Annotated in this window: 20 protein-coding genes; 15 read left to right on the top strand and 5 right to left on the bottom strand. The window is 37.0% G+C overall.

Annotated features, from left to right (window positions below):
- The first annotated feature begins 307 nt into the window (after positions 1–307).
- From uvrC to FD31_RS01135, 5 genes are all read left to right on the top strand, one after another.
- Complete coding sequence (uvrC, locus tag FD31_RS01115) at positions 308–2125, top strand: excinuclease ABC subunit UvrC (protein ID WP_057890928.1); 1818 nt, start codon at positions 308–310, stop codon at positions 2123–2125.
- Between the two features lie 18 nt (positions 2126–2143).
- On the top strand, positions 2144–2986 hold the full coding sequence (map, locus tag FD31_RS01120; protein ID WP_057890929.1) for a type I methionyl aminopeptidase: 843 nt from the start codon (positions 2144–2146) through the stop codon (positions 2984–2986).
- Positions 2987–3059: 73 nt separating this feature from the next.
- Complete coding sequence (locus FD31_RS01125) at positions 3060–4421, top strand: PTS transporter subunit IIC (protein WP_222592670.1); 1362 nt, start codon at positions 3060–3062, stop codon at positions 4419–4421.
- 122 nt (positions 4422–4543) lie between these two features.
- Positions 4544–5524 (top strand): GH25 family lysozyme, encoded by a 981-nt coding sequence (locus tag FD31_RS01130; protein ID WP_057890930.1) that lies wholly within the window; start codon positions 4544–4546, stop codon positions 5522–5524.
- A 230-nt stretch (positions 5525–5754) separates the two neighbouring features.
- Positions 5755–6189, top strand: a complete 435-nt coding sequence (locus FD31_RS01135; protein ID WP_057890931.1) for a hypothetical protein — start codon at positions 5755–5757, stop codon at positions 6187–6189.
- Positions 6190–6491: 302 nt separating this feature from the next.
- Here FD31_RS01135 and FD31_RS01140 read toward each other — a convergent pair whose 3' ends face one another.
- Genes FD31_RS01140 through FD31_RS01150 form a run of 3 tightly spaced genes read right to left on the bottom strand, consistent with a single transcriptional unit; the run spans position 6492 to position 10118 of the window.
- Entirely contained in the window at positions 6492–8426 is a 1935-nt protein-coding gene (locus tag FD31_RS01140) for a PTS fructose transporter subunit IIABC (protein ID WP_057890932.1), read from the bottom strand.
- A gap of 18 nt (positions 8427–8444) precedes the next feature.
- The gene (gene pfkB, locus FD31_RS01145) at positions 8445–9365 is read right to left on the bottom strand and encodes a 1-phosphofructokinase (RefSeq protein WP_057890933.1); all 921 of its coding nucleotides are present in this window, start codon (positions 9363–9365) and stop codon (positions 8445–8447) included.
- On the bottom strand, positions 9366–10118 hold the full coding sequence (locus FD31_RS01150; protein WP_057890934.1) for a DeoR/GlpR family DNA-binding transcription regulator: 753 nt from the start codon (positions 10116–10118) through the stop codon (positions 9366–9368). It lies immediately after the preceding gene.
- Between the two features lie 201 nt (positions 10119–10319).
- On the opposite strand from FD31_RS01150, the gene obgE reads away from it, so the two are divergent.
- The 7 genes from obgE to FD31_RS01185 all read left to right on the top strand — a co-directional run bounded on the left by obgE (position 10320) and on the right by FD31_RS01185 (position 16685).
- Positions 10320–11594, top strand: a complete 1275-nt coding sequence (obgE, locus tag FD31_RS01155; RefSeq protein ID WP_057890935.1) for a GTPase ObgE — start codon at positions 10320–10322, stop codon at positions 11592–11594.
- Between the two features lie 14 nt (positions 11595–11608).
- Positions 11609–13537, top strand: a complete 1929-nt coding sequence (locus FD31_RS01160; RefSeq protein WP_057890936.1) for an acyltransferase family protein — start codon at positions 11609–11611, stop codon at positions 13535–13537.
- Positions 13538–13553: 16 nt separating this feature from the next.
- Entirely contained in the window at positions 13554–14480 is a 927-nt protein-coding gene (rnz, locus tag FD31_RS01165) for a ribonuclease Z (RefSeq protein ID WP_057890937.1), read from the top strand.
- A gap of 15 nt (positions 14481–14495) precedes the next feature.
- The gene (locus FD31_RS01170) at positions 14496–15293 is read left to right on the top strand and encodes an SDR family NAD(P)-dependent oxidoreductase (RefSeq protein WP_057890938.1); all 798 of its coding nucleotides are present in this window, start codon (positions 14496–14498) and stop codon (positions 15291–15293) included.
- Positions 15294–15305: 12 nt separating this feature from the next.
- Complete coding sequence (locus FD31_RS01175; RefSeq protein ID WP_057890939.1) at positions 15306–15620, top strand: lipopolysaccharide assembly protein LapA domain-containing protein; 315 nt, start codon at positions 15306–15308, stop codon at positions 15618–15620.
- Between the two features lie 87 nt (positions 15621–15707).
- A complete protein-coding gene (rpmF, locus tag FD31_RS01180; protein ID WP_057890940.1) occupies positions 15708–15890 on the top strand; it encodes a 50S ribosomal protein L32 in 183 nt (60 codons plus the stop codon).
- A 60-nt stretch (positions 15891–15950) separates the two neighbouring features.
- Positions 15951–16685 carry a hypothetical protein gene (locus FD31_RS01185; RefSeq protein ID WP_057890941.1) on the top strand — a complete coding sequence of 245 codons (735 nt, stop codon included), beginning with the start codon at positions 15951–15953 and terminating at the stop codon, positions 16683–16685.
- A gap of 315 nt (positions 16686–17000) precedes the next feature.
- Here the strand turns inward: FD31_RS01185 and FD31_RS01190 are convergent, their stop codons facing one another.
- Together FD31_RS01190 and FD31_RS01195 are read right to left on the bottom strand one after the other, a co-directional pair.
- Complete coding sequence (locus FD31_RS01190; protein WP_057890942.1) at positions 17001–17384, bottom strand: VOC family protein; 384 nt, start codon at positions 17382–17384, stop codon at positions 17001–17003.
- A 258-nt stretch (positions 17385–17642) separates the two neighbouring features.
- Positions 17643–17840 (bottom strand): YjzD family protein, encoded by a 198-nt coding sequence (locus FD31_RS01195; RefSeq protein ID WP_057890943.1) that lies wholly within the window; start codon positions 17838–17840, stop codon positions 17643–17645.
- 102 nt (positions 17841–17942) lie between these two features.
- On the opposite strand from FD31_RS01195, the gene dnaE reads away from it, so the two are divergent.
- The 3 genes from dnaE to pyk all read left to right on the top strand — a co-directional run bounded on the left by dnaE (position 17943) and on the right by pyk (position 24165).
- The gene (dnaE, locus tag FD31_RS01200; RefSeq protein WP_057890944.1) at positions 17943–21266 is read left to right on the top strand and encodes a DNA polymerase III subunit alpha; all 3324 of its coding nucleotides are present in this window, start codon (positions 17943–17945) and stop codon (positions 21264–21266) included.
- Positions 21267–21365: 99 nt separating this feature from the next.
- On the top strand, positions 21366–22325 hold the full coding sequence (pfkA, locus tag FD31_RS01205; RefSeq protein WP_057890945.1) for a 6-phosphofructokinase: 960 nt from the start codon (positions 21366–21368) through the stop codon (positions 22323–22325).
- A gap of 70 nt (positions 22326–22395) precedes the next feature.
- Positions 22396–24165, top strand: coding sequence for a pyruvate kinase (gene pyk / locus FD31_RS01210; protein WP_057890946.1), 1770 nt, complete (start codon positions 22396–22398; stop codon positions 24163–24165).
- Positions 24166–24331 lie beyond the last annotated feature (166 nt).

A 24331-nucleotide genomic window follows, 5' to 3' on the forward strand; every position in this document is an offset into this window, starting at 1 on the left:
CCCTTTCAGTTATCTTTATAATTAAGTACATTATAATGCCTCTTAGTTAAAATAACAATTATTTACTTCAAATTTTTGAAGATATCGTTGGAATTTTTGTGAAGTAGTGGTTAAATACGCCGTTTACAAAAGGTAATAAATTTAGGTCGTAATTGAGGAATAATCGAGAATATTTAATCAACACCAAATTATTACAAAAATTGTATAATAGAACATATGGTTGCATTTCAGTTGACAATTAAATTGTTTAAATTAATATTACAAGAGGTTGTATTAAACACAAAAAGCTTTTGAGGGAGGGATATTGTTGGCTACTGAATATTTGGAGCATAAATTGAGCTTGTTACCACCACGTCCAGGTTGTTATCTGATGAAGGATATCAATTCAAAAATTATTTACGTTGGAAAGGCCAAAAACTTGAAGAATCGGGTTCGGTCTTATTTCAAGAGTTCGCATGAAGGTAAGACGGCTCGCTTAGTATCTGAAATTCGTGATTTTGAAACAATCATCACTTCCAATGATAAGGAAGCTTTTTTGCTAGAAATTACGTTGATTCAAAAGCACCAACCTTACTACAATATTAAATTGAAGCGTGGAACTGGTTATCCATATATTAAGATTACCAATGAACGTGATCCTAAAATGGAGATCACCGGTTTGATCAAAAAGGATGGGGCTTACTATTTTGGACCTTATCCAAACGTTTGGGCGGCTTCTAATACTTTGAATTTCTTACAAAAGGTTTATCCATTACGCAGATGTCAGGGTAATTTAGGAAGACCTTGTTTGTATTATCACATGGGACAATGCTTGGGAGCTTGTTTTCAAACTGTTCCTAAAGAAAAATATGATGCTCAGATAGAAAAAATTAAGAAGTTTTTAGGCGGGAATGTTGGCGAAATCAAACAACAACTTGAAGGACGCATGGAAAATGCTTCTAAAGAATTGGAATTTGAGCGAGCAGCTGAATTGCGTGATCAAATCAAATATATTGAAACGACTGTTGAGAAACAAAAAATTATTTCAAATGACAGTACACCACGTGATATTTTTAATTACTATGTTGAAAAAGGCTGGATTTCGATTCAAATATTCTTTATCCGTCAAGCAAGATTGATGAAACGAGAGAAGAAAGTTTTTGCTTGTATCAACAGTCCGGAAGAAGAATTGTCGACATTTATTTTGCAATTTTATAATCGTCGAAATCAAGTTTTACCAAAAGAAATTTTGGTGCCAGATAATTTAGATAAACAGACGCTTTCACAAGTTTTGGATATTCCTTTCCGGACACCACAACGTGGTCAAAAGAAGGATTTGATGGATATGGCTGCTGAAAATTCTAAATTGGTTTTGCAAGAAAAATTCCGTTTGATGGAACTAGACAATCGTCAAACATATGGTGCGCAAAAGCAAATTTTCGAAGCGTTAGATTTACCTTATGGTCATATTATTGAATCGTTTGACCACTCCCATATTCAAGGGACAAATCCCGTTTCGGCGATGGTTATGTTCAAAGATGGTCGTCCTGAAAAGAGTGGCTATCGGAAATATAAAATCAAAGGTGAAGTTGAACATCAATCGGGTGCGGATGAAGCTGCCAATACACGTGAGGTTATTTATCGACGTTATTCGCGTTTAATTAAGGAAAATGATCCCTTACCAGATTTAATCTTGATGGATGGTGGTATCATTGAATTACGTGCTGTTATGGATGTCTTGAATAATGAGTTAGGGATTGATATTCCTGTAGCTGGTATGGTTAAAGATGATCACCATAATACGTCACATTTGATTGTCGGTGAGGATGGTATTGAAGTGCCATTGGATCGAAAGAGTCAAGGGTTTTATTTATTGCAACGTGTTCAAGATGAAGTGCACCGTTTCGCGATAACTTTCCATCGGAAAACAAGAAGTAAGAATGCTCTATCTTCGCAACTGGATAATATACAAGGGGTTGGTCCCAAGACACGAACCAAGCTTTTGAAGAAATTTGGTTCAGTCAAAAAGATGAAGGAAGCTACCATTGACCAATTGACTGAATTAGGAATTCCAAAAACAACCGCACAAACAATTAAAATCACTTTAGCAAGTACCGATTTTCATAAAAAATATCATAAAGGATAATTGAGGGAGATTTATTATATGATTACATTAAAATCAGAACGAGAAATTGAAGGAATGCGTGAATCTGGAAAGATTTTAGCTGGAGTTCACTTGGGCTTACGCGACATGATCAAACCAGGAATTTCCGCTTATTCAATTGAAGAATTTGCCAATGACTATATTGTTAGTCACGGTGCTACTCCTTCTGAAAAGGGATTTGAAGGTTACAAATACGCAACATGTATTGACGTGAACGATGAAGTTGCCCATGGTACACCACGTAAGGATTTGATTTTACAAGAGGGTGATGTGGTTAAAGTTGATATGACTGTTAACTACAAGGGCTACGAAAGTGATTCTTGTTGGAGTTACGGCGTTGGTTCAGTTAGTCAAGAAACTTCTGATTTGATGGAAGTAACTAAGAAATCACTATATTTGGGAATTGCTCAAAGTATTGAAGGTAATCGTTTAGGCGATATCGGCTATGCTATCCAACACTATACTGAAGATGAACATGGCTATGGTGATGTTCGTGATCTTTGTGGACACGGAATTGGACCTACAATGCACGAAGAACCTGATGTTTTGCACTATGGTGAACCAGGTAAGGGCTTGCGTTTGAAGAATGGTATGACTATTACAATCGAACCTATGATTAATGAAGGTACCTGGGAAATCGTTGACCGTTCACTAAAGGACCCTAATGATGACTGGATTTACTATGCTAGTGCTGATGGTTCATGGTCAGCTCAATATGAACATACTTTAGCAATTACTGAAAATGGTCCTGAGATTTTGACATCACAAGATGCTGCTGAAGATGCTAAGTATATGAAGTGGGCTCAAGATTATCTTAAAGAACACAAACAAAATAATAATTAATTGATGTAAAATATGTATATTAGAAAACTAAGGAATTGTTTTTCCTTAGTTTTTTTTCTGGGGGGAATGTATTTTGCTAAATATTTTGAGTTATGCCAATGGTTTAGTAATTGTCTGTCTGATTTTGGTCGGTCTGATGATATTTGGAAAACTAAAAGTTACTAAGATGGTTGAAAGTATCGTTAAGTTTCTCATTGCTATTATGGCGACAACGTCATTAGTAGTGCTCTTGATGCAGACGTATAATCCTGATATCAGCCAACTAGTTGAAAAAACAACTAAGTCGTTAAATATTATTGATTTGGGATGGACTCCAGCAGCAATTATTACGTGGAGCTCAGCTTATAACTTGTTGATTTTGTTCATTATGATAATAGTTAATTTGATTTTATTACGTTATCATTTAACGCAAACCTTAGATGTCGATGTCTTTGATATTTGGCATTTATCATTTGTCGGATTATTAGCAGTTTATATGGGAGCAAATTTCTTCGTTAGTTTAGTCTTTGTAATTGCTTTAGGAATTTTAAAATTTATTAATTCAGATTTGATGAAACCAACATTTAATGACTTGATGAAAAGTGACGGTAGTCCGATGACTTCAACGCACATGAATTATTTAATGAATCCGATTGTGATGCTGTTGAATGACTTGTGTACGATCTTGATACCAAAAATTGATAACATAAGCTTTAATTCAGCTAAGTTGAATAAAGCTGTTGGTTTTTGGAGTTCTAAATTTGCGACTGGTTTCTTTGTCGGAGTTTTAATTGGTTTATTTGGTCAAATAGATGTTAAAGATATCTTTACGTTAGGGCTACTATTAGGTGCATTTGTGGAGCTCTTTAACGTTGTTGGATCATGGCTGACATCAGCCCTCGACCCAATTATTCAAGTGATTACTAATAAATTAAATCAGTTAGTAGGGACGGATATTCATTTCATTGGCTTAGATTGGGCATTTCTTTCTAGTCGTCCAGAAGTTTGGTCAGTCGCCAATATTTTGGCACCATGTTTAATTATTGAAGCGTTTCTATTGCCAGGTAACAAAATTATTCCACTAGGCGGTTTAATAGCTATGGGAATTACACCATCATTGTTGGTTGTTACTAGAGGTAAAGTTATGCGGATGATTGTTATTGGAATAGTGGAAATCCCCATCTTTCTTTATTCAGCTACTTTGACAGCACCATTTGTGACATCAATGTTCAAAAACATCTTGTTATCAAAAAATGTCAACATTGGGATGATTGGCTCAGCTACTAAAGAAGGACCAATTGAACAATTACTTGCTATTATGATTGGTAAATCATCATCAGGTGATGTGAAATTTATTTTAATCACAGTTGCCTGTCTGATTGTTTATTTACTACTTTTTTATTGGTATGCAACAAGAATGAAGAAACGGAATGTAAGTTATACTTCTGATAAATAAAATAATTAAACAATATTACATAATTATTACTATCCTTGAACAACCCTGTAATATTTGGCAAAAATTAGAGAATTTAGCCTATACTAATTTAAGTTACAAAAATTACTAGGGGGATTCGGTTAATGGTTTTAAAAAAATGGGTTATCGCTGCCGTTACGACAGTATTATCAGTTGTGACGGTCTTTTTCTGCGCAAGTAATGTTGATGCTGCACGGATGGATATGGTTGATGTATCAAACTATAATGGGAATATGTCAGTCGCTAATTTTCAAGACATGCATGACAATTACGGCGTTAAGGCAGCTGTAACTAAAATCAGTGAGGGTACAACCTTCAAAGATGCTTATGCCGCTAATGACATTAAAACTGCTCAGGCAGCTGGATTGTACATCAATGGTTATCACTATGCTCATTACAGTACCGTAGCTCAAGCAATTGCTGAAGCTGACTTTGCAGCCCAAACGGCAAAAGCAGATGGGTTACCAGCAGGAGCTGTTTTGATTACTGATGTGGAAAGCTCTGAACAAGCGGCTTTATCAGTTTCTCAAAATAATGCTAATAATGCGGCTTTTATTAATGAGGTTGCGAAGTATGGTTATCGTTCAGATATTTATACGATGGGTTCATGGTTGAACTACAAGATGAATATTGATAAAGGCTGGTTAGCTGCTTATCCATACAATGCCACTGATATGTATGAATACAGTTGGGCACATGGATGGCAATGGACAAGTACTTATAACTTTAACGGTAGTTATGGTAATTTTGATGTTTCACAATTGTATGATAATTTCTTTACAAGTTATCAAGCACCACAAGGTATTACTGCAGGAAATACGGATACAACTGTAAAACCTGATACAACGACAAATAATAGTGTGACAGATTCATCTACGATGAGTGTAATCAAGGTTAGAAATTCTGCTTCTGATTTTATTAATTTAATGGCCTTACAAGCGGATGGTAGCATGAAAGTTGTTACAAACCGTGGTTTAGCTAATGATTCGTCATGGAAGACTGATCAAACAAGAACAGTGGATGGTGTAACTTATCATCGAGTTGCCACAAATGAATGGGTTTCAGCTCAGTATGTAATTGGCTAGTTTTACTGACGGTTGAAAGTTAACAATCTAGTTCCTTCGAGGGCTGGATTGTTTTTTTGTTACTAAAAATAACTATGTTAAGATTAAAATCAAAAGAATGGACGTAATGTAAAGGATTCTTTACGCTAAATTAACCTAAAACTAAGGCTAATAGGCGACAGGAAAAAAGCTTTTGTTTTAAAATAAGAGTAGCAACAAAGTATAGCTTCACGAAAAGCGAGGTAGTTACTATGTTAACTGATATTGATCGAGCAATTGAATTATTGAAAGATGATTCAATTACAACGTTAGAGATCCACCGTGTTACTGGGATTAGTTTGAAATCGTTAACGGAAACAAGAGCAAAGAAACATGTTGAAGATTTCGTTAATAACTTGAAGTATTCGGAGGTTATGGCGTTAGCAGACTTATTTAATGATCTGCAGATTAATTATTTAAATGAAAACGATGATAATGATTTTTATAAATTTGTTATTAGAATGGGTGACTGGTTCGATGAATCAATTGGTATTCAAAAGGAATACTATCATTCAGATGAAGGTTTGGATGACGATTTGATGGTAGCTACGGCAATTCAAACTTTAAATGATATTTCAACACGTGATAAATCAATTATGTTGGATTTGTATTTTAGTTATACTCGAGATGAACAAAACATGATGTAGGTTTTCCGCCTCCGGGTTGGAAGGACGGTTACCTGCTGTGGGACCGTCTCGAGCCAAGGTCTCGAGACTCGATTTTGAACTTCGCACAAACCACGAATTTCAAAATACGTCCTGTGCTGTAAGGACAAAATGTCCTAACACCACTTTCACTGCTGGTAACCATCCTTCCAATCCTCCGGCTATTGTATTCTTTGTATTTTGATTTGTATTTTGAATAGTAAGTTAATAATAATTATGTTCAATAAAGACAGCAAAAAAGCGTTCGAATCGTAATTGATTCGGACGCTTTTGTTATTTAATCATTAGTTATTTTTCTTAGCGGGTTTCCAAACACCATAGATAACACCTGAGATTACCGCACCGATAACAACGGCTAATAAGTAAAGTAATGGTTTGTTAGCAAGTGGTGTAACGAAGATACCACCGTGAGGAGCAGGTACGTTAACGCCCCATAATTGTGTTAGGCCACCACCGATAGCAGAGCCGATTACACTTGAAACAATAACGTGCAATGGATCTCCGGCAGCAAATGGAATAGCACCTTCAGTGATAAATGAGAGACCTAAGATATAGTTAGATAGACCAGCTTGTCTTTCTTGTTCTGTAAACTTATCTTTCCAGAATGTTGTTGCAATAGCGATTGCTAGTGGTGGAATCATACCACCGACCATAACGGCAGCCATCAAAGCACCGTCATGTGTAGCTGTAAATGTACCAATAGCGAATGTGTAAGCAGCCTTGTTGAAAGGACCACCCATATCGATTGACATCATACCACCGAGCAATGTACCTAAGATAACGGCATTACCAGTACCCATTGATTCTAGGAAGTGAGTAATTGCAGCATTAACAACGGCGAATACTGGATCAACGATGAAGTACATGATTGCACCGGTTAAGAGCAAACCTAGTACTGGGTAAATCAAGATAGTTTTTAGACCATCTAAGGTGTGAGGCAAGTTCTTGAGCCATTTCTTAAGGAAGATGATAACCCATCCAGCGATGAAACCGGCAAGTAGACCACCGATAAATCCGGCAGGACTCTTAGAACTAACAACAGAAGCTGTTGCTTGTGATGCCATGTAACCACCAACAAAACCAGGTAGTAAGGCAGGACGATCACCAATTGAAACGGCGATGTATGCAGCTAAAACAGGAATCAAGAAACTAAAAGCATAGTTACCAACGTTATTGAAGAACAAGAACCATTGTGAATGTGCACCAACGGAGTTTTCCAATAGGAAGGAGATGGCCATCAAGATACCACCACCAACAACGAATGGAAGCATATTTGAAATACCGTTCATTAAATCAGCGTAAATTCTTGACCAAAGTGATTTCTTTTCTTCAGGTTCATCTGATGCGACAGCGCCACCTTCAGCATGGAAGACAGGAGCTTTTTGTTCAACGGCAAGGTTGATCAATTCTTCGGCTTTGTTAATACCGTCACTAACAGGACGGTTAACTAGATGTTTGCCATCGAATCTTGGCATATCAACTTTTTTGTCAGCTGCAATAATAACACCAGTAGCACGTTTGATTTCGTTGGCTGTTAACTTGTGCTTAACACCTTCAGAACCATTTGTTTCAACTTTAATGTCGATACCCATCTTTTCAGCTTGTTCTTTTAGAGCAGCTTCAGCCATGTATGTGTGGGCAATACCTGTAGGACAAGCAGTAACGGCAACAACGTAAGGCTTTTGATCAGCAGAATCGGCTTGTTCAGCAGCAGCTTCTTTAGCTTTTTGCTTTTCTTCATCAGCTTTATCTTTGGCTTCTTTTTCTTGCATAGCTTTGTCGAATAATGCTTGAACTTCATCAGCTGTTGTAGCAGCTTTCAAGTTTTTAACAAGTTCGGGATTAATTAAAAGTGATGATAATGCGGCTAAAGCTTGCAAGTGAAGATTGTCGGCCCCGTCTGGAGCAGCAATCATGAAGAATAGGTAAGCAGGTTGTCCGTCAAGTGATTGATAGTCGATACCTTTAGCACTCTTAGCAAAAAGCACTGTGGCACGTTTAACGGCTTTGTCACGAGCATGTGGCATGGCAATTCCATCGCCAATACCAGTACTTGTTTGGGCTTCACGTTTAAGGATATCTGCTTTGTATAATTTCTTATCGTCAATAACACCAACTTGATAGTACTTATCAACCATTTCTTCAATGGCATCCTCTTTAGTAGTAGCTTTCAAGTCCATGATCATGGCGTCTTTTAATAGTAATTGTTTCAAGTCCATTTTAAAAGTCCCCCTCAATTAGAGCTCTGTAATAGATATTTCTTGATAAACTTCGTCAATCTTTGTCTTAACGGCAATATCTTGGCTGAAGGCTGTAGCTGATCCACAAGCAGCACCCATATGGAAGCTTTCGATTGGATCTTTTGTTTCCATAAATGTTCCGGCAAAACCAGCAATCATTGAATCACCAGCCCCAACAGAATTAATCACTGTACCCTTAGGAGCGTTAGCTTTGTAAGCTTTGTCCTTTGTAACAAGTAGGGCACCATCACCAGCCATAGAAACAAGTGCATGTTTAGCACCCTGATCTAATAACTTACGTGCGTAAGTAACGATTTCTTGTTCATTGTTAAAAGTTACATTGAACAAGTCGGCTAGTTCATGATGGTTAGGTTTAACAACTAGTGGGTGCAATGGCAATGTATCAAGTAATGCTTGGCCAGTTGTATCAATAACAAATTCGGCGCCTTGTTGTTGAATTGTTTGAGCAATATCTAAATAAAATTTAGCATCAAGGTTTTTGCAAAGGCTTCCAGCCATGATGACAATATCTCCATCACCAATACCTGAAAGGTGATTCATGAACGTTTGACGTTCGTCAGCGCTAATCGAAGGTCCAGCACCGTTGATCTCGGTTTCCTCATTTTGGACTGTGGCATTAATCTTAACGTTGATACGAGTATCTTCTTGAACTTTAGTGAAAGCAGTTTTTAGTTCATGTTGAGCAAGCAATTCTTCAAACATTGAACCAGTAGCACCACCGACAAATCCTAAAGCTGTTGAATCGATGTCCAAAGCCTTTAAAATTCGTGAAACGTTGATACCTTTTCCACCAGGAAGTTTGACATCACTTGATGTACGGTTAACTTCGCCAGTATTTAAATTCTCCAATTGTAAAACGTAATCGATTGAAGGATTGACTGTAATTGTATAAATCAACTAAATAGCCTCCGTTATCTTAGTATATTTACTTAAAATGCTTATTTCTTTGTCTGATAATTTGTCCGTGATTAGTGGGACATCCTCTAAAGTCGCGAAACGACTAAAACTCACTTGCGAAAACTTGGAACTATCGGAAAGAACATAAGCTTGATTTGATTGAGCGATTGCCAAGCTCTTAATAGCAGCTTCCTCAGGATCTGGTGTTGTATAACCAGCTTCCACTGAGAAACCGTTAGTACCTAGAAAGGCTCGATCAAAATGATAGTTTTCCAAAGTTTGAATGATATTAGCTCCAACCAAAGCTTTGGTAGATGACTTTAACTTCCCCCCAGGAAGAAAAGTATTGACGTTATAATCGGCCAGCATCGAAGCGTTGTCGACACTATTGGTAATGACTAACAGATCGTTATGTTCTATTAAATAGGGAATCATGAATTGAATCGTGGTCCCTGAATCAAGAAAGATTACTTCGTGATTCTGAACGAGATTTGCGGCTGTCTGACCAATCATTTTCTTTTCATTAATATGAACAGCAGCTTTTTGAGAAAGTGCCGGTTCTTCATGTAAAGAAATAACGTTTTGAGCTCCACCGTGAATCCTCAACAACTTGCGACAGTTTTCTAAATCTTGGAGATCACGGCGCAAGGTGGATTCGGAAGCACCAGTTAATGGAATTAAATCATGGAGTTTGACAATATTATGTAATTTTAATTGTTCTAAAATAATTTGTTGTCTTTCTTCAGTAAGCACTTACATCACCTCACAAGAGATATAATACAACCATATTCGGTCAAAATCAATCATAAAATATCAAAAACAGTCAAAAACATTCAAGAAATATCGAAACTTTTATAAAAGACTGGACAACGAATGTGAGTTCAAAGTATTATGAAGTCTGTTTTTGTGCTAAAATTTAGAAATGATAATTATAGTTTAGAAAGGGGGATTTTAATGTTTGTAGATAACGTTAAAATCACCGTTAGATCCGGAAAGGGTGGCGACGGGGCTGTTGCCTTCCGTCACGAAAAATATGTTCCACTCGGTGGACCTTCCGGCGGTGATGGTGGTCGCGGTGGCGATATCATCTTAAAGGCTAATGAAGGTATGAATACTTTAATGGACTTTAGATACAAGAGAATTTTCAAGGCTGAAGCAGGTCAAAATGGTCAAATCAAGGGGATGTATGGGCATAAAGCCGATCCCGTTTATATTAAGGTTCCAACAGGAACTTCAGTATATGATGAAGCAACTGGTCGTTTAATCGGTGATTTAGTTGAAAATAACCAAGAATTAGTAGTAGCCAAAGGTGGCGACGGTGGACGTGGAAATATTCACTTTGCTAATTCAAAGAACCAAGCTCCAGAAGTTGCCGAAAATGGTGAGCCTGGACAAGAAAAAATGATCAAACTTGAGTTGAAGCTAATTGCTGATGTTGGTTTGGTTGGTTTCCCATCTGTGGGTAAATCTACCTTATTATCAGTTGCTACTTCAGCTAAGCCAAAAATTGCAGCCTATCACTTTACAACTTTGTCACCTAATTTAGGTATGGTTCGTTTAGATGACGGTCGTGATTTTGTTATAGCCGATTTACCAGGTTTGATTGAAGGTGCATCCAACGGTGTTGGTTTGGGAATCCAATTCTTACGCCACGTTGAACGTACGAGAGTTATTTTGCACTTAGTCGACATGGATCCTAACAATGGTCGTGATCCATATGAAGATTATTTAGCAATTAGAAATGAATTAGGAAATTATGACGAGAACGTCTTAAAACGTCCAGAAGTCATCGTACCAACTAAGTTGGATATTCCTGGTTCTGAAGAACGCATGGCTGAATTCAAAGAGAAATTACCAGACGATGCTGATATTTTCCCAATTTCAAGTATTCAACACACTGGTGTGAAAGCTTTAATGAATCACACAAGTGAAGTCTTATCAAAGGCTGAACCAATTCACTTTGATGTTCAAACTGATGAGACGAAAGAATACAATTACGAACCTGAAGCTAAAGCATTTACCATTGAAAAAGAAGCCGATCATGACTTTGTTGTTAAAGGTGCTAAAGTCGAATTACTTCTTCAAAGAACTAATTTGGATCACCAAGATGGAATTATGCGTTTTGCTAGACAACTTAAGTCTATGGGTATTGAAGATGCATTAATCGACGCAGGTGCTGAATCAGGCGATTCAGTAACAATTCTCGATTTCACTTTTGAATTTATTTAGGGGCAATTAAGATAATGAATAAATCACCAAAAAGAAGATTTATTACTGGATTTGATGGACTACGTACTTTAGGGGTTATTGGTGTCATTATGTATCACTTAAATCCCAATGTTTTTTCTGGCGGATATTTAGGAGTACCAATTTTCTTCCTTATATCAGGTTACTTAATCACAGATCATTTTTTTAATACTGTTGATTATGGTGGTTCATTCTCGTTGAGTAATTTTTATGTTAAAAGAATTAAAAGATTATACCCAGGGATGTTGTTTGTTTTACTAGCATCTGGGGCATATATTGTAATGTTCTTGAAGGGGTTGCTATACCATTTAGATCAGATTTTTGTAACGAATGTCTTGAATGTTTATAACTGGTGGCAAATTTTTAATGGTCAATCTTATTTTGAAAGATTTGCTAATAATGAATCACCATTTACACATTTGTGGACATTGTCAATTGAAGGTCAGTTCTATATTGTTTGGCCAATTCTACTAATTTTGTTTGCTAAATATGGCGTTAAAAAGAGCCGTATTTTTGGTTTTGCCATGATTCTTTCGATTGCTTCAGCTATTTGGATGGCAATTTTGTTCAAGCCAGGTGTTGACCCTAGCCGAATTTATTATGGTACAGATACAAGATTGTTCTCAATCTTACTTGGCTGTGGTCTAGCATTGATTTGGCCAGCTGAGAAACTGAAGAGTGGTCTGAAGAAAAACGACAAGCTGAAGTTAAACTTAGTTGGCTTGTTGTCATTTGCTTTGATGATTTTGATGATCTTTACAATTAAAGATTCTGATCCATTCTTGTATCGTGGTGGGATGTTTATTTTCTCTATCACAACTTGTATTTTTATCGGGGTGGTTGCCCATCCTGATTCATTCTGGAATGGTGTTTTATCAAATAAAGTTTTCCATTATATTGGAACAAGAAGTTATGGACTTTACTTGTATCAATTCCCAGTAATGATTTTCTTCGAATCAAAATTCAGAAATATTGCTGATCATCCAATACTTTATCCTGTAATTGAAGTTATTTTGATCGTCTTAGTAACTGAATTTTCATTCAGATTTGTTGAACAACCATTAGCCCACGCTAAATGGAGTGACGTGAAGAAGTTCTTCCGTACTTCAACAGCTGTTCAACGTGTCTTAGCTTTAGTAATTGCAGTTATTTGTTTAACTGGTTCATACGGTGTGGTTAAAGCTGTCAGTGCTCCTAAACCTAATGTTAACCACAGTGCTTTAGCTAATAAGATCACTAAGAATGAGAAGGCTACTAAAGCTAAGAAACAAAAAGCAATTGAGAACTTGAAGAAAGCCAAATCCGAGCAAAAGAATGCTACTGGTAAGATGTCTAGTGCTGATTATGCTCGTTATAAGAAGGCAGCTAAGAGTCATCCAGTTAACACTGAGTTTGAAAAGTATGGCTTGAGTCAAATCGACTTGCAACGCTTAAAGGATGTTCCTTTGACAGCAGTCGGTGATTCAGTTATGGCTGATGGTTCAGACAACTTCTTGAAGTTATTCGATGACAAGAAAGTTATTATTGATGCAGCTGTCAGTCGTCAGATGGGTGCCAGTGTTGATCTTTTGCAAAATTATAAAGATCAAGGTGTTCTTGCACCAAATGTCATGATTGGATTAGGAACTAACGGACCATTTAATATGGATCAAGTTGGTCAAATTATGCAACTGGTTGGTCCACAACGTCATGTTTACTGGATCAATGTTCACGTACCAACAAGACCATGGGAAAAGACAGTTAATGGTGTCTTGTCCGAAGCAACAAAGAAGTATAAGAACTTGACGATAATCGACTGGAATACTTATTCACAAGGTCATACCGATTGGTTCTATGATGATGATGTACATCCAAATCCTGATGGATCAATGTACTATACTTCATTTGTCGCAAAAGAAATTTTGAAATCATTAGACAAAAAGTAGATAGGTAAATTTTTTTATGGAATTAGAATTTTTAGGAACTGGTGCCGGAGTTCCATCGAAAGGTCGCAACGTTTCGAGTACTGCATTGAAGATGCTGGATGAGCGAAACGAAGTTTGGCTTTTTGACGTTGGTGAGGCTACGCAGCATCAAATATTAAAAACAGCAATTAAACCAAGAAAGATAACCAAAATTTTTATCACTCATTTACATGGTGATCACATTTTTGGACTTCCAGGGTTATTAGCTAGCCGGGCCAACCAAGGCGGAAATACGCCACTGGAGATTTATGGTCCTGTTGGCATCAAAGAATATGTTGAAACATCGCTAAAAGTGACAGGCAGCAGATTAGGCTACCAAATCAAATATATCGAACTAAAAAACGATGGTGAGGTTTTCAATGATAAGACATTTAGTGTTTATGCTGGGAAATTAAAGCATCGAATTACTTGTTTTGGCTATCGTGTTGTTGAAAAACCTCGTGTTGGTGAATTATTAGTCGATAAATTGCAGGAATATCATATTCCTAATGGTCCGATTTTTGGCCAATTGAAGGCTGGTAAGGTTGTCACATTGGATGATGGAACAGTAATTGATGGTAAGGACTTTATTGGCCCAGATAAGCCTAGCAAAGTTGTTACAATCATTTCTGATACACGTTACACACCTGAGATAGACAAACTATCCCAAGATGCCGATGTAATCGTTCATGAGTCAACTTTCTCTAATGATGAAAAGAAATTAGCTTACAATTATTATCATTCAACTGCTACGCAAGCAGCAGAAGTTGCTAAGAGATGCCATGCTAAAGGTTTGATTTTGACACATATTTCTGCCAGATATACTGGTAGGGGTGCTTTGATCTTACAAAAGGAAGCTCAAAAGATTTTTAAGAATACGCGTGTAGCTAGTGATTTTGATTTGTACGAGGTTCCTTTCAACTAGGAAAAGAGGATGAATATGACTAATTTATTGAATCAAACAGTTATTGTAACTGGTGCATCTTCCGGAATCGGTAAAGATGTTGCCATTAATTCAGCAAAATGTGGTGCAAATGTTATCTTAATTGCCCGTAGTGAAGATAAGCTACTGGAAGTTAAGAATGAATGTATTCGTGTGGGAGCCGAGAGTGCCCAGCATGAATATTTGTCAGTTGATATGAGTGATCCAGCTCAAATCAATGCTGCCGTTGAAAAAATTGCGACAATTAGTGATGATATTGACGTTTTAGTTAATGCCGCCGGTTTTGGTGACTTTTCTAATTACATGGATACTGATTTTGATAAAATCGAAAAAATGTTCCGTGTCAATGTCTTGGGTCTAATGTTGATGACACGTTTAATTGCTTCTGGTATGATTGAAAACGGTCGTGGACACATTATTAATGTTGGTTCTATGGCTGGTAAAATCACAACGCCGAAGTCTGCAGCATATGCAGCTAGCAAGGCGGCTGTAATCGCCTTTTCAGACGGTCTCAGACTCGAATTGAAGCCAATGGGTGTTTATGTTACGACGGTTAATCCCGGCCCTGTAAACACTAATTTCTTCAATGTAGCGGATCATTCAGGTAACTATCTTGATTCAGTAAAATATTTTGTGCTTGATCCTGATCGATTAGCTTGGGATATTGTTAATACGTTTGGTCGTAGAAAACGTGAAATCAATCGTCCACGTTATATGGAATTGGCAGCGGTGCTTTATAAAGTTGCTCCAGAACTTGGAGATTACTTTGCTGCAACACTCGGCAATCGTAAATAGGGGAGGATTCATATGAAGGGTAAACAATCAAGATTCGTAATTGGCTTAGTTATTACTTTGATCGTAGTAATTTTTGCTGTTTTGAATGTTAATCCTGTGACAGTTAGTTTTGGTTTTACTAAAATTAAATTGCCACTGATTATTTTAATTATTGTCACATTATTGCTAGGTGCTGTAATTACATTGCTTTTGGCTACTACTGGCAAGAAAAACGATGATGATTTCAATCGTCACGCAAAGAAACAAATTTCCCGTGTTAAAGTTTCAAACGATAATCAAATTGCTGATGCATTAAAAGAAAATAATGCAAAAAAACAAACTAAATAGTAAATTTGCTTGCTCAAACGTTTTTATGATAGTATTATATTAAACGTTAGATTTGATTGAGTTAATAAATAAAAGGAGTTTTTAAATATGGCTGTTCCAAAGAGAAAAACATCAAAACAAAGAAAGCGCTCAAGACGCGCACATCTTAAATTAAGTACACCAAACATGCAATTCGACGTTGCTACAGGTGAATATCGCTTAAGTCACCACGTTTCACCATCAGGCATGTACAAGGGTGAAAAAGTTATCGACGATAGCAAAGAAGCTTAATGAAAAAGTCAAGTTTAACTTGGCTTTTTTTTAATATTTTAAATATATGAGGTAACAACGATGAAGAAACTGAAATACATGTTATTGATGTTTATTCCGCTATTCTTTTTGTTACTAACTGGTTGTTCCAAAATGAGTTTATCGACAACTGCCAAAGAATACAGAGCTGATGGCTTAGTTGCTGTAGTCAAAGGTCAGGCCAAGGATTATGACAAGTTAACATACACTGTTGCAGGCAAGACTGAGAAGGTAGATGTAAACGATAATCATTTTGCCATTTCCGTACCAGTTTCAACTAAAGACCAAAATGTTCGTATTAAAGCAACGAACGGTGATAAAGTTGAAACCAAGTTAGTAAAAGTAAAAAAAGCCAAGGCGCTTCAAGACTACCTGACTTTTGCACAAACATATAACTATACGTTATTGTCACTAGGACAACCGACTGATCAATTACAATTGATTTCTAAAGATGGTATGTTCACGCACAAGAAGACTGACGGAACCAAATGGTATTACAACGTTCAAAACAATCAATTGATGGGTATTGCAACTAAGTTTTCATACAAGGATTTGAAATCAAAGACAGGCCAAAAGAATTTTGCAACTGATTTAATGATCACTTCAAAATTACTTGGTGCTGATGGTAAAAAAGTTTTGAAGGATTTTGGTAAGCAAACTAAAAATGCTAGCAAGAATTCTACCAAGACGTCAATGAGTCAAATTACTTCAAATGGTGTTAACTTTAACATCAATTTATCGACTAAAGAGTTTTATCTATACATAACTAAATATTAAACAAAAAGAGCTTCAGCGTAATTGCTGAGGCTCTTTGTTTGTAGTTTATCGAAATATGCCGCCATCGGGGGTGTGGTAGACTGCCTGCTGTGGGACCGGATCTAGCCAAGGTCTCGCTCCTCGATTTTGAGCTTTGCAAAAAACGCAAATCTCAAAATACGTCCGTGGAGTAAGAACAGAAAATCACTGTTCTAACACCACTATCACTGCTGGCAGTCTACCACCCCCCCCGATGGCTAAGTTGTTTTTAATTGTGTACGTATTTGAATAACACAAAGCATTATTTATATTAGTTATAATGTAATCATAAAGATTCTAGATTTTATAATTAGAAATTTCAATTAGGTTGAAATCGGGATCACGAACATATACTGATTTTATGTCTCCAAGTGCTCCGTGTTTTGCGATTGGTCCTTGTTCGATAGTAATATCAGCTGACTTTAATTCAGCAATGACTTCTTCTAATGGCGTAGCTGATATTAAACAGAGATCCGCTGACCCTGGAGTAGGGAATTTGGCTTTGGGTTCATATTCATGACCCTTTTGATGTAGATTGATTTTTTGATCACCAAATCTTAAAGCTTTACGCCCACCATTGAAACTGATAATTTGCATACCTAAGATATCACGGTAAAATTGACAGGTTACTTCAATGTTGGCTACGGTTAGGACTAAGTGGTCGAGTGAATTTATTTTCATTATTGAACACTCCCATTATTGAATTTAAATCAAACTATTGAAAAATAATTAGTTGGAGGACACGAGAGTATTCACCAGCTGTGATAATGGCGTTAGGACGGCTGTTTTTGCCGTTCTTACACCATCGGGCGTGTTTGGAGACTTGCGTACTTTGCAAGGCTTCAAACCGAGCTTCGAGACCTTGGCTCGAAGCGGTCCGCATAGCAGGTGAATACTCTCATGTCCGGAAACGGCAAATAAAAAAACGCTTAAACTTAATTAAGCGTTCTTTTCGGTCTTAGTATCCTTAACAGAACTATCAAGAATCAATGGAATTACACTGAAAATGATAGCAAATACTATACTTATAATAATTGAGTACGTTGAATTAAACTTTTGTTGGTTCAAAGCACCACCGATAAAACCGGCAACTTGTCCCAGCATGATAGACCAGAAAATAACAGCAATATATCTCATTTATTCCATCTCACTTTCTCAAGTAGTTTAGCACAAAAGGGAATTTTACCCAATAAACTTTCACTTGATTTTGATATAATTTTAAACAAAGGGGGCGACAAATTGCAAGCACAACTACAAGTGATGAGTAGTTTCAGTTTATTGCATAGTCCCGCTAAATTGACCGAGTTGATCGATCAAGCTAAAGCTCGGGGTTATGCAGCGATTGCTCTAACAGATATCAACAATCTTTACGGCTCAATTGATTTTTATAAATATGCCAAAAAGATTGGTATTAAACCAATTATTGGTTTAACAATTGAAATTGCTGGCGTTATTGATTCTGAAAATAAATATCCATTATTATTACTCGCCAAAAATGATCGTGGTTATCAGCATTTAATAAAAATTTCATCTAAAGTTATGTCGAGTAAAGATCCAGTAGAAATTACGGAGTTAGCTACGTATTTAGCAGATTTATATGTGATCACGCCTGCTAGTGATGCCGAAATTCTTAGTGTTGATGTATCAGCTTATGTGAAACAACTACAAGAGTTAACGGATACAGATTCATTTTATTTAGGTGTCAGCTTATATGCCGGCCAGATTGATAATGTTAAAAACATTCGGACAGTTGCACGTTCACAGCAATTGCCATTAGTTGCACTTGGTGATGTTCGTTATGTCAATCAAGATGATCATTTGGCATATCAAGTGGTCAATAATTTGCGAACTGGAGAGCGTTTTGAAAGTTTAGATCAAGTTGTTGAAAATGGTGATCATTATTTACGAACAGCAACTAGTTTTGCTAATGATTTTGCGGAAGTTGATATGATTACAGCAATTGATAATACGAATGCTATTGCTGATCAATGTAATGTGGATATTGAATTTAAGGAAACTGAACTGCCTCAATTTGTGACACCCGATGGCACTAGTTCCATTCAATTTTTGCACGATTTAGCCACTAAGGGCCTCAGAAAACGTTTGTCCAATCAAATTTCAAAAGATTATCAAGAACGTTTGGATTATGAATTAGGTGTCATTGAAAAAATGGGCTTCTCTGACTACTTCTTGATTGTTTGGGACGTTATCAAGCATGCGCATGAAATTGGGATTAAAACTGGTCCTGGACGTGGTTCAGCTGCAGGGTCCTTGGTATCTTATTGTTTAGGAATCACACAAGTTGATCCAATTAAATATGATTTGCTTTTTGAAAGATTTTTGAATCCTCAGCGAGCTAATATGCCAGATATTGATTTGGATCTGCCAGATGACCGTCGTGATGAGATGGTTATGTATATGCATGACAAGTATGGTTCGGACCATATGGCCCAAATTATTACTTTTGGAACATTGGCAGCTAAGATGGCCTTACGTGATATTGCTCGAACATTTAGTCAAACACAATTTCAAATTTCGCAGTGGTCCAATGCAATTCCACGTAAGCTCAATATCAGCTTAAAAGAATCCTTTGACGAGTCGAGTACTCTGCGGGGATTAGTTGATAATTCTCGTGAAAACCAGCTTATTTTTAAAGTTGCTCAGAGAATTGAGGGTATTCCGAGACATTATTCGACCCATGCGGCCGGAATCGTACTCAGTAAAAAGAACATGACTGATATCGTTGCCGTCCAGTTGGAAGATGATGGCATCAATCTGACTCAGCAAACGAAGTACAACGTTGAAAATGTTGGTTTGTTGAAGATGGATTTTCTAGGATTAAAGAATCTAACAATTTTGGACAAAGCCATTCAAGCTATTTCACGGCGTTATGGGAAAGAATTTGTTCCTGAGAAAATACCATTGAACGATTTAGCAACATTGAAACTGTTCCAACGAGGTGCAACTGATGGAGTTTTCCAATTTGAATCAGATGGAATTCGGAGCGTTTTAAGAAGGTTAGTTCCGACAAGTTTTGATGACATTGTCGCCACAAATGCGTTGTATCGACCCGGTCCAATGCAAAATATTTCGACGTTTATTGCTAGAAAACATGGGCAAGAGCCTGTTGATTATCCTGACAAATCCTTGGAAAAAATCTTGAAGCCAACGTATGGAATTATTGTCTATCAAGAACAAGTAATGCAGGCTTCGTCAGAAATGGCTAATTTTTCACTAGCTGATGCCGATATTTTACGTCGAGCTATCAGTAAGAAAAATGAACAATTGATAGAAGAAAATCGTCAAAAATTTATTAATGGTGCTATTTCACAAGGACATGATCGTGATTCAGCTAAAAAAGTTTATCAATATATCGAAAAATTTGGTAATTATGGTTTCAATAAGTCACATTCAGTCGCATATTCGATGATTGCCTTTTGGTTAGCCTATATTAAGGCTCATTTTCCTGATATTTTCTTTGCCTGTTTGTTGAATTCAAATTTGAATAATGAAAGTAAGGTTACGACCTATATTCAAGATGCTAAGGATTCCAGGGTGAAAATCCTCAACGTTGATATTAATCAAAGTGAATATGATTTCGTTGATCATGATAAGTCTATTCGTTTTGGTCTATTAAGTATTAAAGGGATGCGTCGAGATTTAGCCAGTAATATTATCGAAGAACGGCAAAAAAATGGCGAATACACAAGTGCGTTAAACTTTTTGCAACGTATCGATCGTCGTTTCGTAAAAACTGATTATTTAGAGCCCATGATCTTGTCGGGCACATTTGATTCTTTTAATCGTAATCGTAAAGAACTTTTGTATGATTTCCGTGATTTGATTGAAAGTATTCAGTTGGCTGGGAGTAATTTATCATTATTTGACGTCTTAGATCCCAAAAAGCATCAAGTTGACGATTTTACTTTGACCGAACGTTTGAATCAAGAGAAGACTTACTTGGGTGTTTATGTATCAGGCCATCCAGTTGAGAAATATCGTAGTCGTTTATTGGATATGCGGACTGTTAAGATTGCAGATTTAAATAATTATCAAAATCAAACGGTTAACGTCCTTGGCTTGGTTAAGAATCTACGTGTTATTCGAACTAAAAAGGGTCAACGGATGAGTTTTATGACGATTGAAGATGAATCCGGGAGTATCTCAGTGACTATTTTTCCTAAATTGTTCCAAAAGATTGAAGAAATGGAACTTGATGGCAAAATCTTTCTATTTGTTGGTCATCCAAATGTTGGTCAACGTGGAGATTTGGAACTGATTGCGGATCGATTGTCTGACCCTAAGCAATATACGGTCCAATTACCAAGTGAAAAATTGTATTTACGAGTTTCAAAGAGTTTGGATACTCCTGAAAATATGGAGCAATTGTATCGTATTATTGAGAGTTCACGTGGTAAAATGCCTGTGATCGTTTACCGTGAACAAAAGAAACAAGCATTACTCTTGAAATCGAACCATTGGATAGATTTTAATAGTAATGTGCAACAGGAACTGGAAAAACTTTTGGGTAAAAGAAGTGTTTTGCTAAAAAAAAGTGATTAATTTATCTTAAAACGTTTTCAGCTCTACAAACTAATCAGTAAAAATGTTATATTTGATTAGGTTTTGTTTTAGAAACAAATAATTTTGGAGTGTGAACAAATGAAGCGTATTGGTATTTTAACCAGTGGTGGAGATGCCCCTGGTATGAACGCTGCTATCAGAGCAGTCACACGTCGAGCTATTGACAATGGCCTCGAAGTGTTTGGTATCAATTATGGATATGCTGGACTTGTTGCGGGTGATATTTTCCCACTAACAAGTGACGACGTGTCCGACCGTATTCAACGTGGTGGTACTTTCTTGTATTCTGCAAGATATCCTGAATTTGCTAACGTAGAAGGTCAATTAAAGGGTATTGAGCAATTGAAGAAATTTGGAATTGATGCATTGGTTGTTATTGGTGGAGATGGTTCTTACCATGGTGCATTGCGTTTAACTGAACATGGTTACAATGCAATCGGACTACCAGGAACAATTGATAACGATATTCCATTCACAGACTTTACAATTGGTTTTGATACAGCCGTATCTACTGCTGTTGATGCCATTGATAAGTTGCATGATACTGCTAGCTCCCATGGAAGAACATTTATTGTTGAAGTAATGGGTAGAGGCGCTGGTGACGTAGCTCTTTGGGCTGGTGTTGCTGGTGGTGCTCAAAAGATCATCGTTCCAGAACATGACTTTGACATCAAGGAAATTGCTGAAGAAGTTAAAGTTGGTCGTGAACAAGGTAACAAGAACATGATCATTGTTTTGGCCGAAGGTGTTATGCATGCTGGAGATTTCAAGAAAGAATTAGATAAGTATGGTGATTTCGATTCACGTGCTACTGTATTGGGTCATATCCAACGTGGTGGTTCACCAACTGTTCAAGATCGTGTTCTAGCAAGTAAGATGGGTGCCTATGCGGTAGACCTATTGCTTGATGGAAAAGGTGGTTTGGCTGTTGGTATCGAAAACAACAAGCTTACTTCTCATGATATTCTTGATTTATTTGACAGCAAGCACAAACCTGATTTATCACTCTATGATTTAAATGAATCTTTAAATAGATAATTTTAAAGCATAGAAAGTTTTTATTTGTTACAATGAACTTGGAAATTAAGACAAGAAAAGGGGATTCTCGATGAAAAGAACTAAAATTGTAAGTACACTTGGACCTGCCAGTAACGATGTTGACACAATCGTTAAACTAATTGAAGCCGGAGCTAACATCTTCCGTTTCAACTTCTCACATGGTGATCATCCAGAACACAAAGCTCGTATGGAAATGGTACACGAAGCTGAAAAGATTACTGGTAAGACTGTTGGTATCGTTCTAGATACTAAGGGTGCTGAAATTCGTACAACCGTTCAAGAAGGCGGCAAGTTCGAAGCTAAGATTGGCCAAACAATCCGTATCTCAATGGATGATTCATTGACTGGTACACCAGAAAAGATTGCTGCTACTTATCCTGGTCTATACGATGATACACACGTTGGTGGTCACGTATTAATCGATGATGGTCTTGTTGACTTGAAGATTACTGAAAAAGATGACAAGAACCGTGAATTAGTTACAGTTGTTCAAAACGATGGTATGATCGGCTCAAGAAAGAGTATCAATGCTCCTGGTGTTGAAGTTCGTCTACCAGGTATCACAGAAAAAGATTCTGATGATATTCGTTTCGGTCTTGAAGAAGGTATCAACTTCATCTCAGCTTCATTCGTTCGTAAAGCTCAAGATGTCTTAGATATTCGTGCAATCCTTGAAGAAAAACACTGTGAATACGTACAAATCTTCCCTAAGATTGAATCACAAGAAGGTATCGACAATATCGATTCTATCCTTCAAGTATCAGATGGTTTGATGATTGCTCGTGGTGACATGGGTGTTGAAATTCCATTTGAAAACGTACCATTCGTACAAAAGAGCTTGATCCGCAAGTGTAACGCACTTGGCAAGCCAGTTATCACAGCTACACAAATGCTTGATTCAATGCAAGAAAACCCACGTCCTACACGTGCCGAAGTTACTGATGTTGCTAACTCTGTTCTTGATGGTACAGATGCTACAATGCTTTCAGGTGAAAGTGCTAACGGTGATTACCCTGTTGAAGCTGTTGCTGCTATGGCTCGTATCAACGAACGTACAGAACAACAATTAGACAAAGCTAACTCACTTGCAATCCAAAGATTCGAAGACTACAAGGGTTCAAACGTTACAGAATCAATCGGTGAATCAGTTGTTAGAACTGCTGAAGAACTAAACATTCACACAATTGTTACTGCAACTAAGAGTGGTTACACAGCTCGTATGATTTCTAAGTACCGTCCAAGTGCTGATATTTTGGCTCTTACATTTGACGAAACTACACAACGTGGTTTGACAGTTAACTGGGGTGTTGATCCAGTTATCGTTGACAAGCCAGAAAACACTGATGAAATGTTCGACCTTGCTGCTAAGAAAGCTCAAGAACTTGGCTTTGCTAAGGAAGGCGATTTAATCCTTGTTGTTGCCGGTGTTCCTGTCGGTGAAAGTGGTACAACTAACTTGATGAAGGTTCAATTGATCGGTTCAACATTGGTTAAAGGCCAAGGTGTTGGTGAAGAATCAGTTGTTGGTAACGTTGTAGTTGCTCACAGTGCTGAAGAAGCTAACAAGAAGATCAACGAAGGCGACATCCTTGTTACAGAAATGACTGACAAAGATTACTTACCAGCTCTTGAAAAAGCTAGTGCCGTTGTTGTTGAAAACGGTGGTTTAACTTCACACGCTGCTGTTGTTGGTATCGCTATGGGTCTACCTGTAGTTGTTGGTGCTAAGAATGCTACAAACCTTGTTAACGATGGTGACACTGTTACTGTTGATTCAAGACGTGGTGTTGTTTACAAAGGTGCTTCACGTTCACTTTAATTTTTAACAATTAAATTTAAAATGCTTTAAACATAATAAAACTGAGAGAAAATGACGATTTTCTTTCAGTTTTTTTGTGCTCTTAAAAATTCGGATTGTTTTTAATATTAAATTGTTGATGTTAAGCTATTAAAGATAGAATATGTGATAAAGAGATAAATTTAAT

Source organism: Companilactobacillus nantensis DSM 16982 (genome assembly GCF_001435815.1).
In the GTDB taxonomy this organism is placed as follows: domain Bacteria; phylum Bacillota; class Bacilli; order Lactobacillales; family Lactobacillaceae; genus Companilactobacillus; species Companilactobacillus nantensis.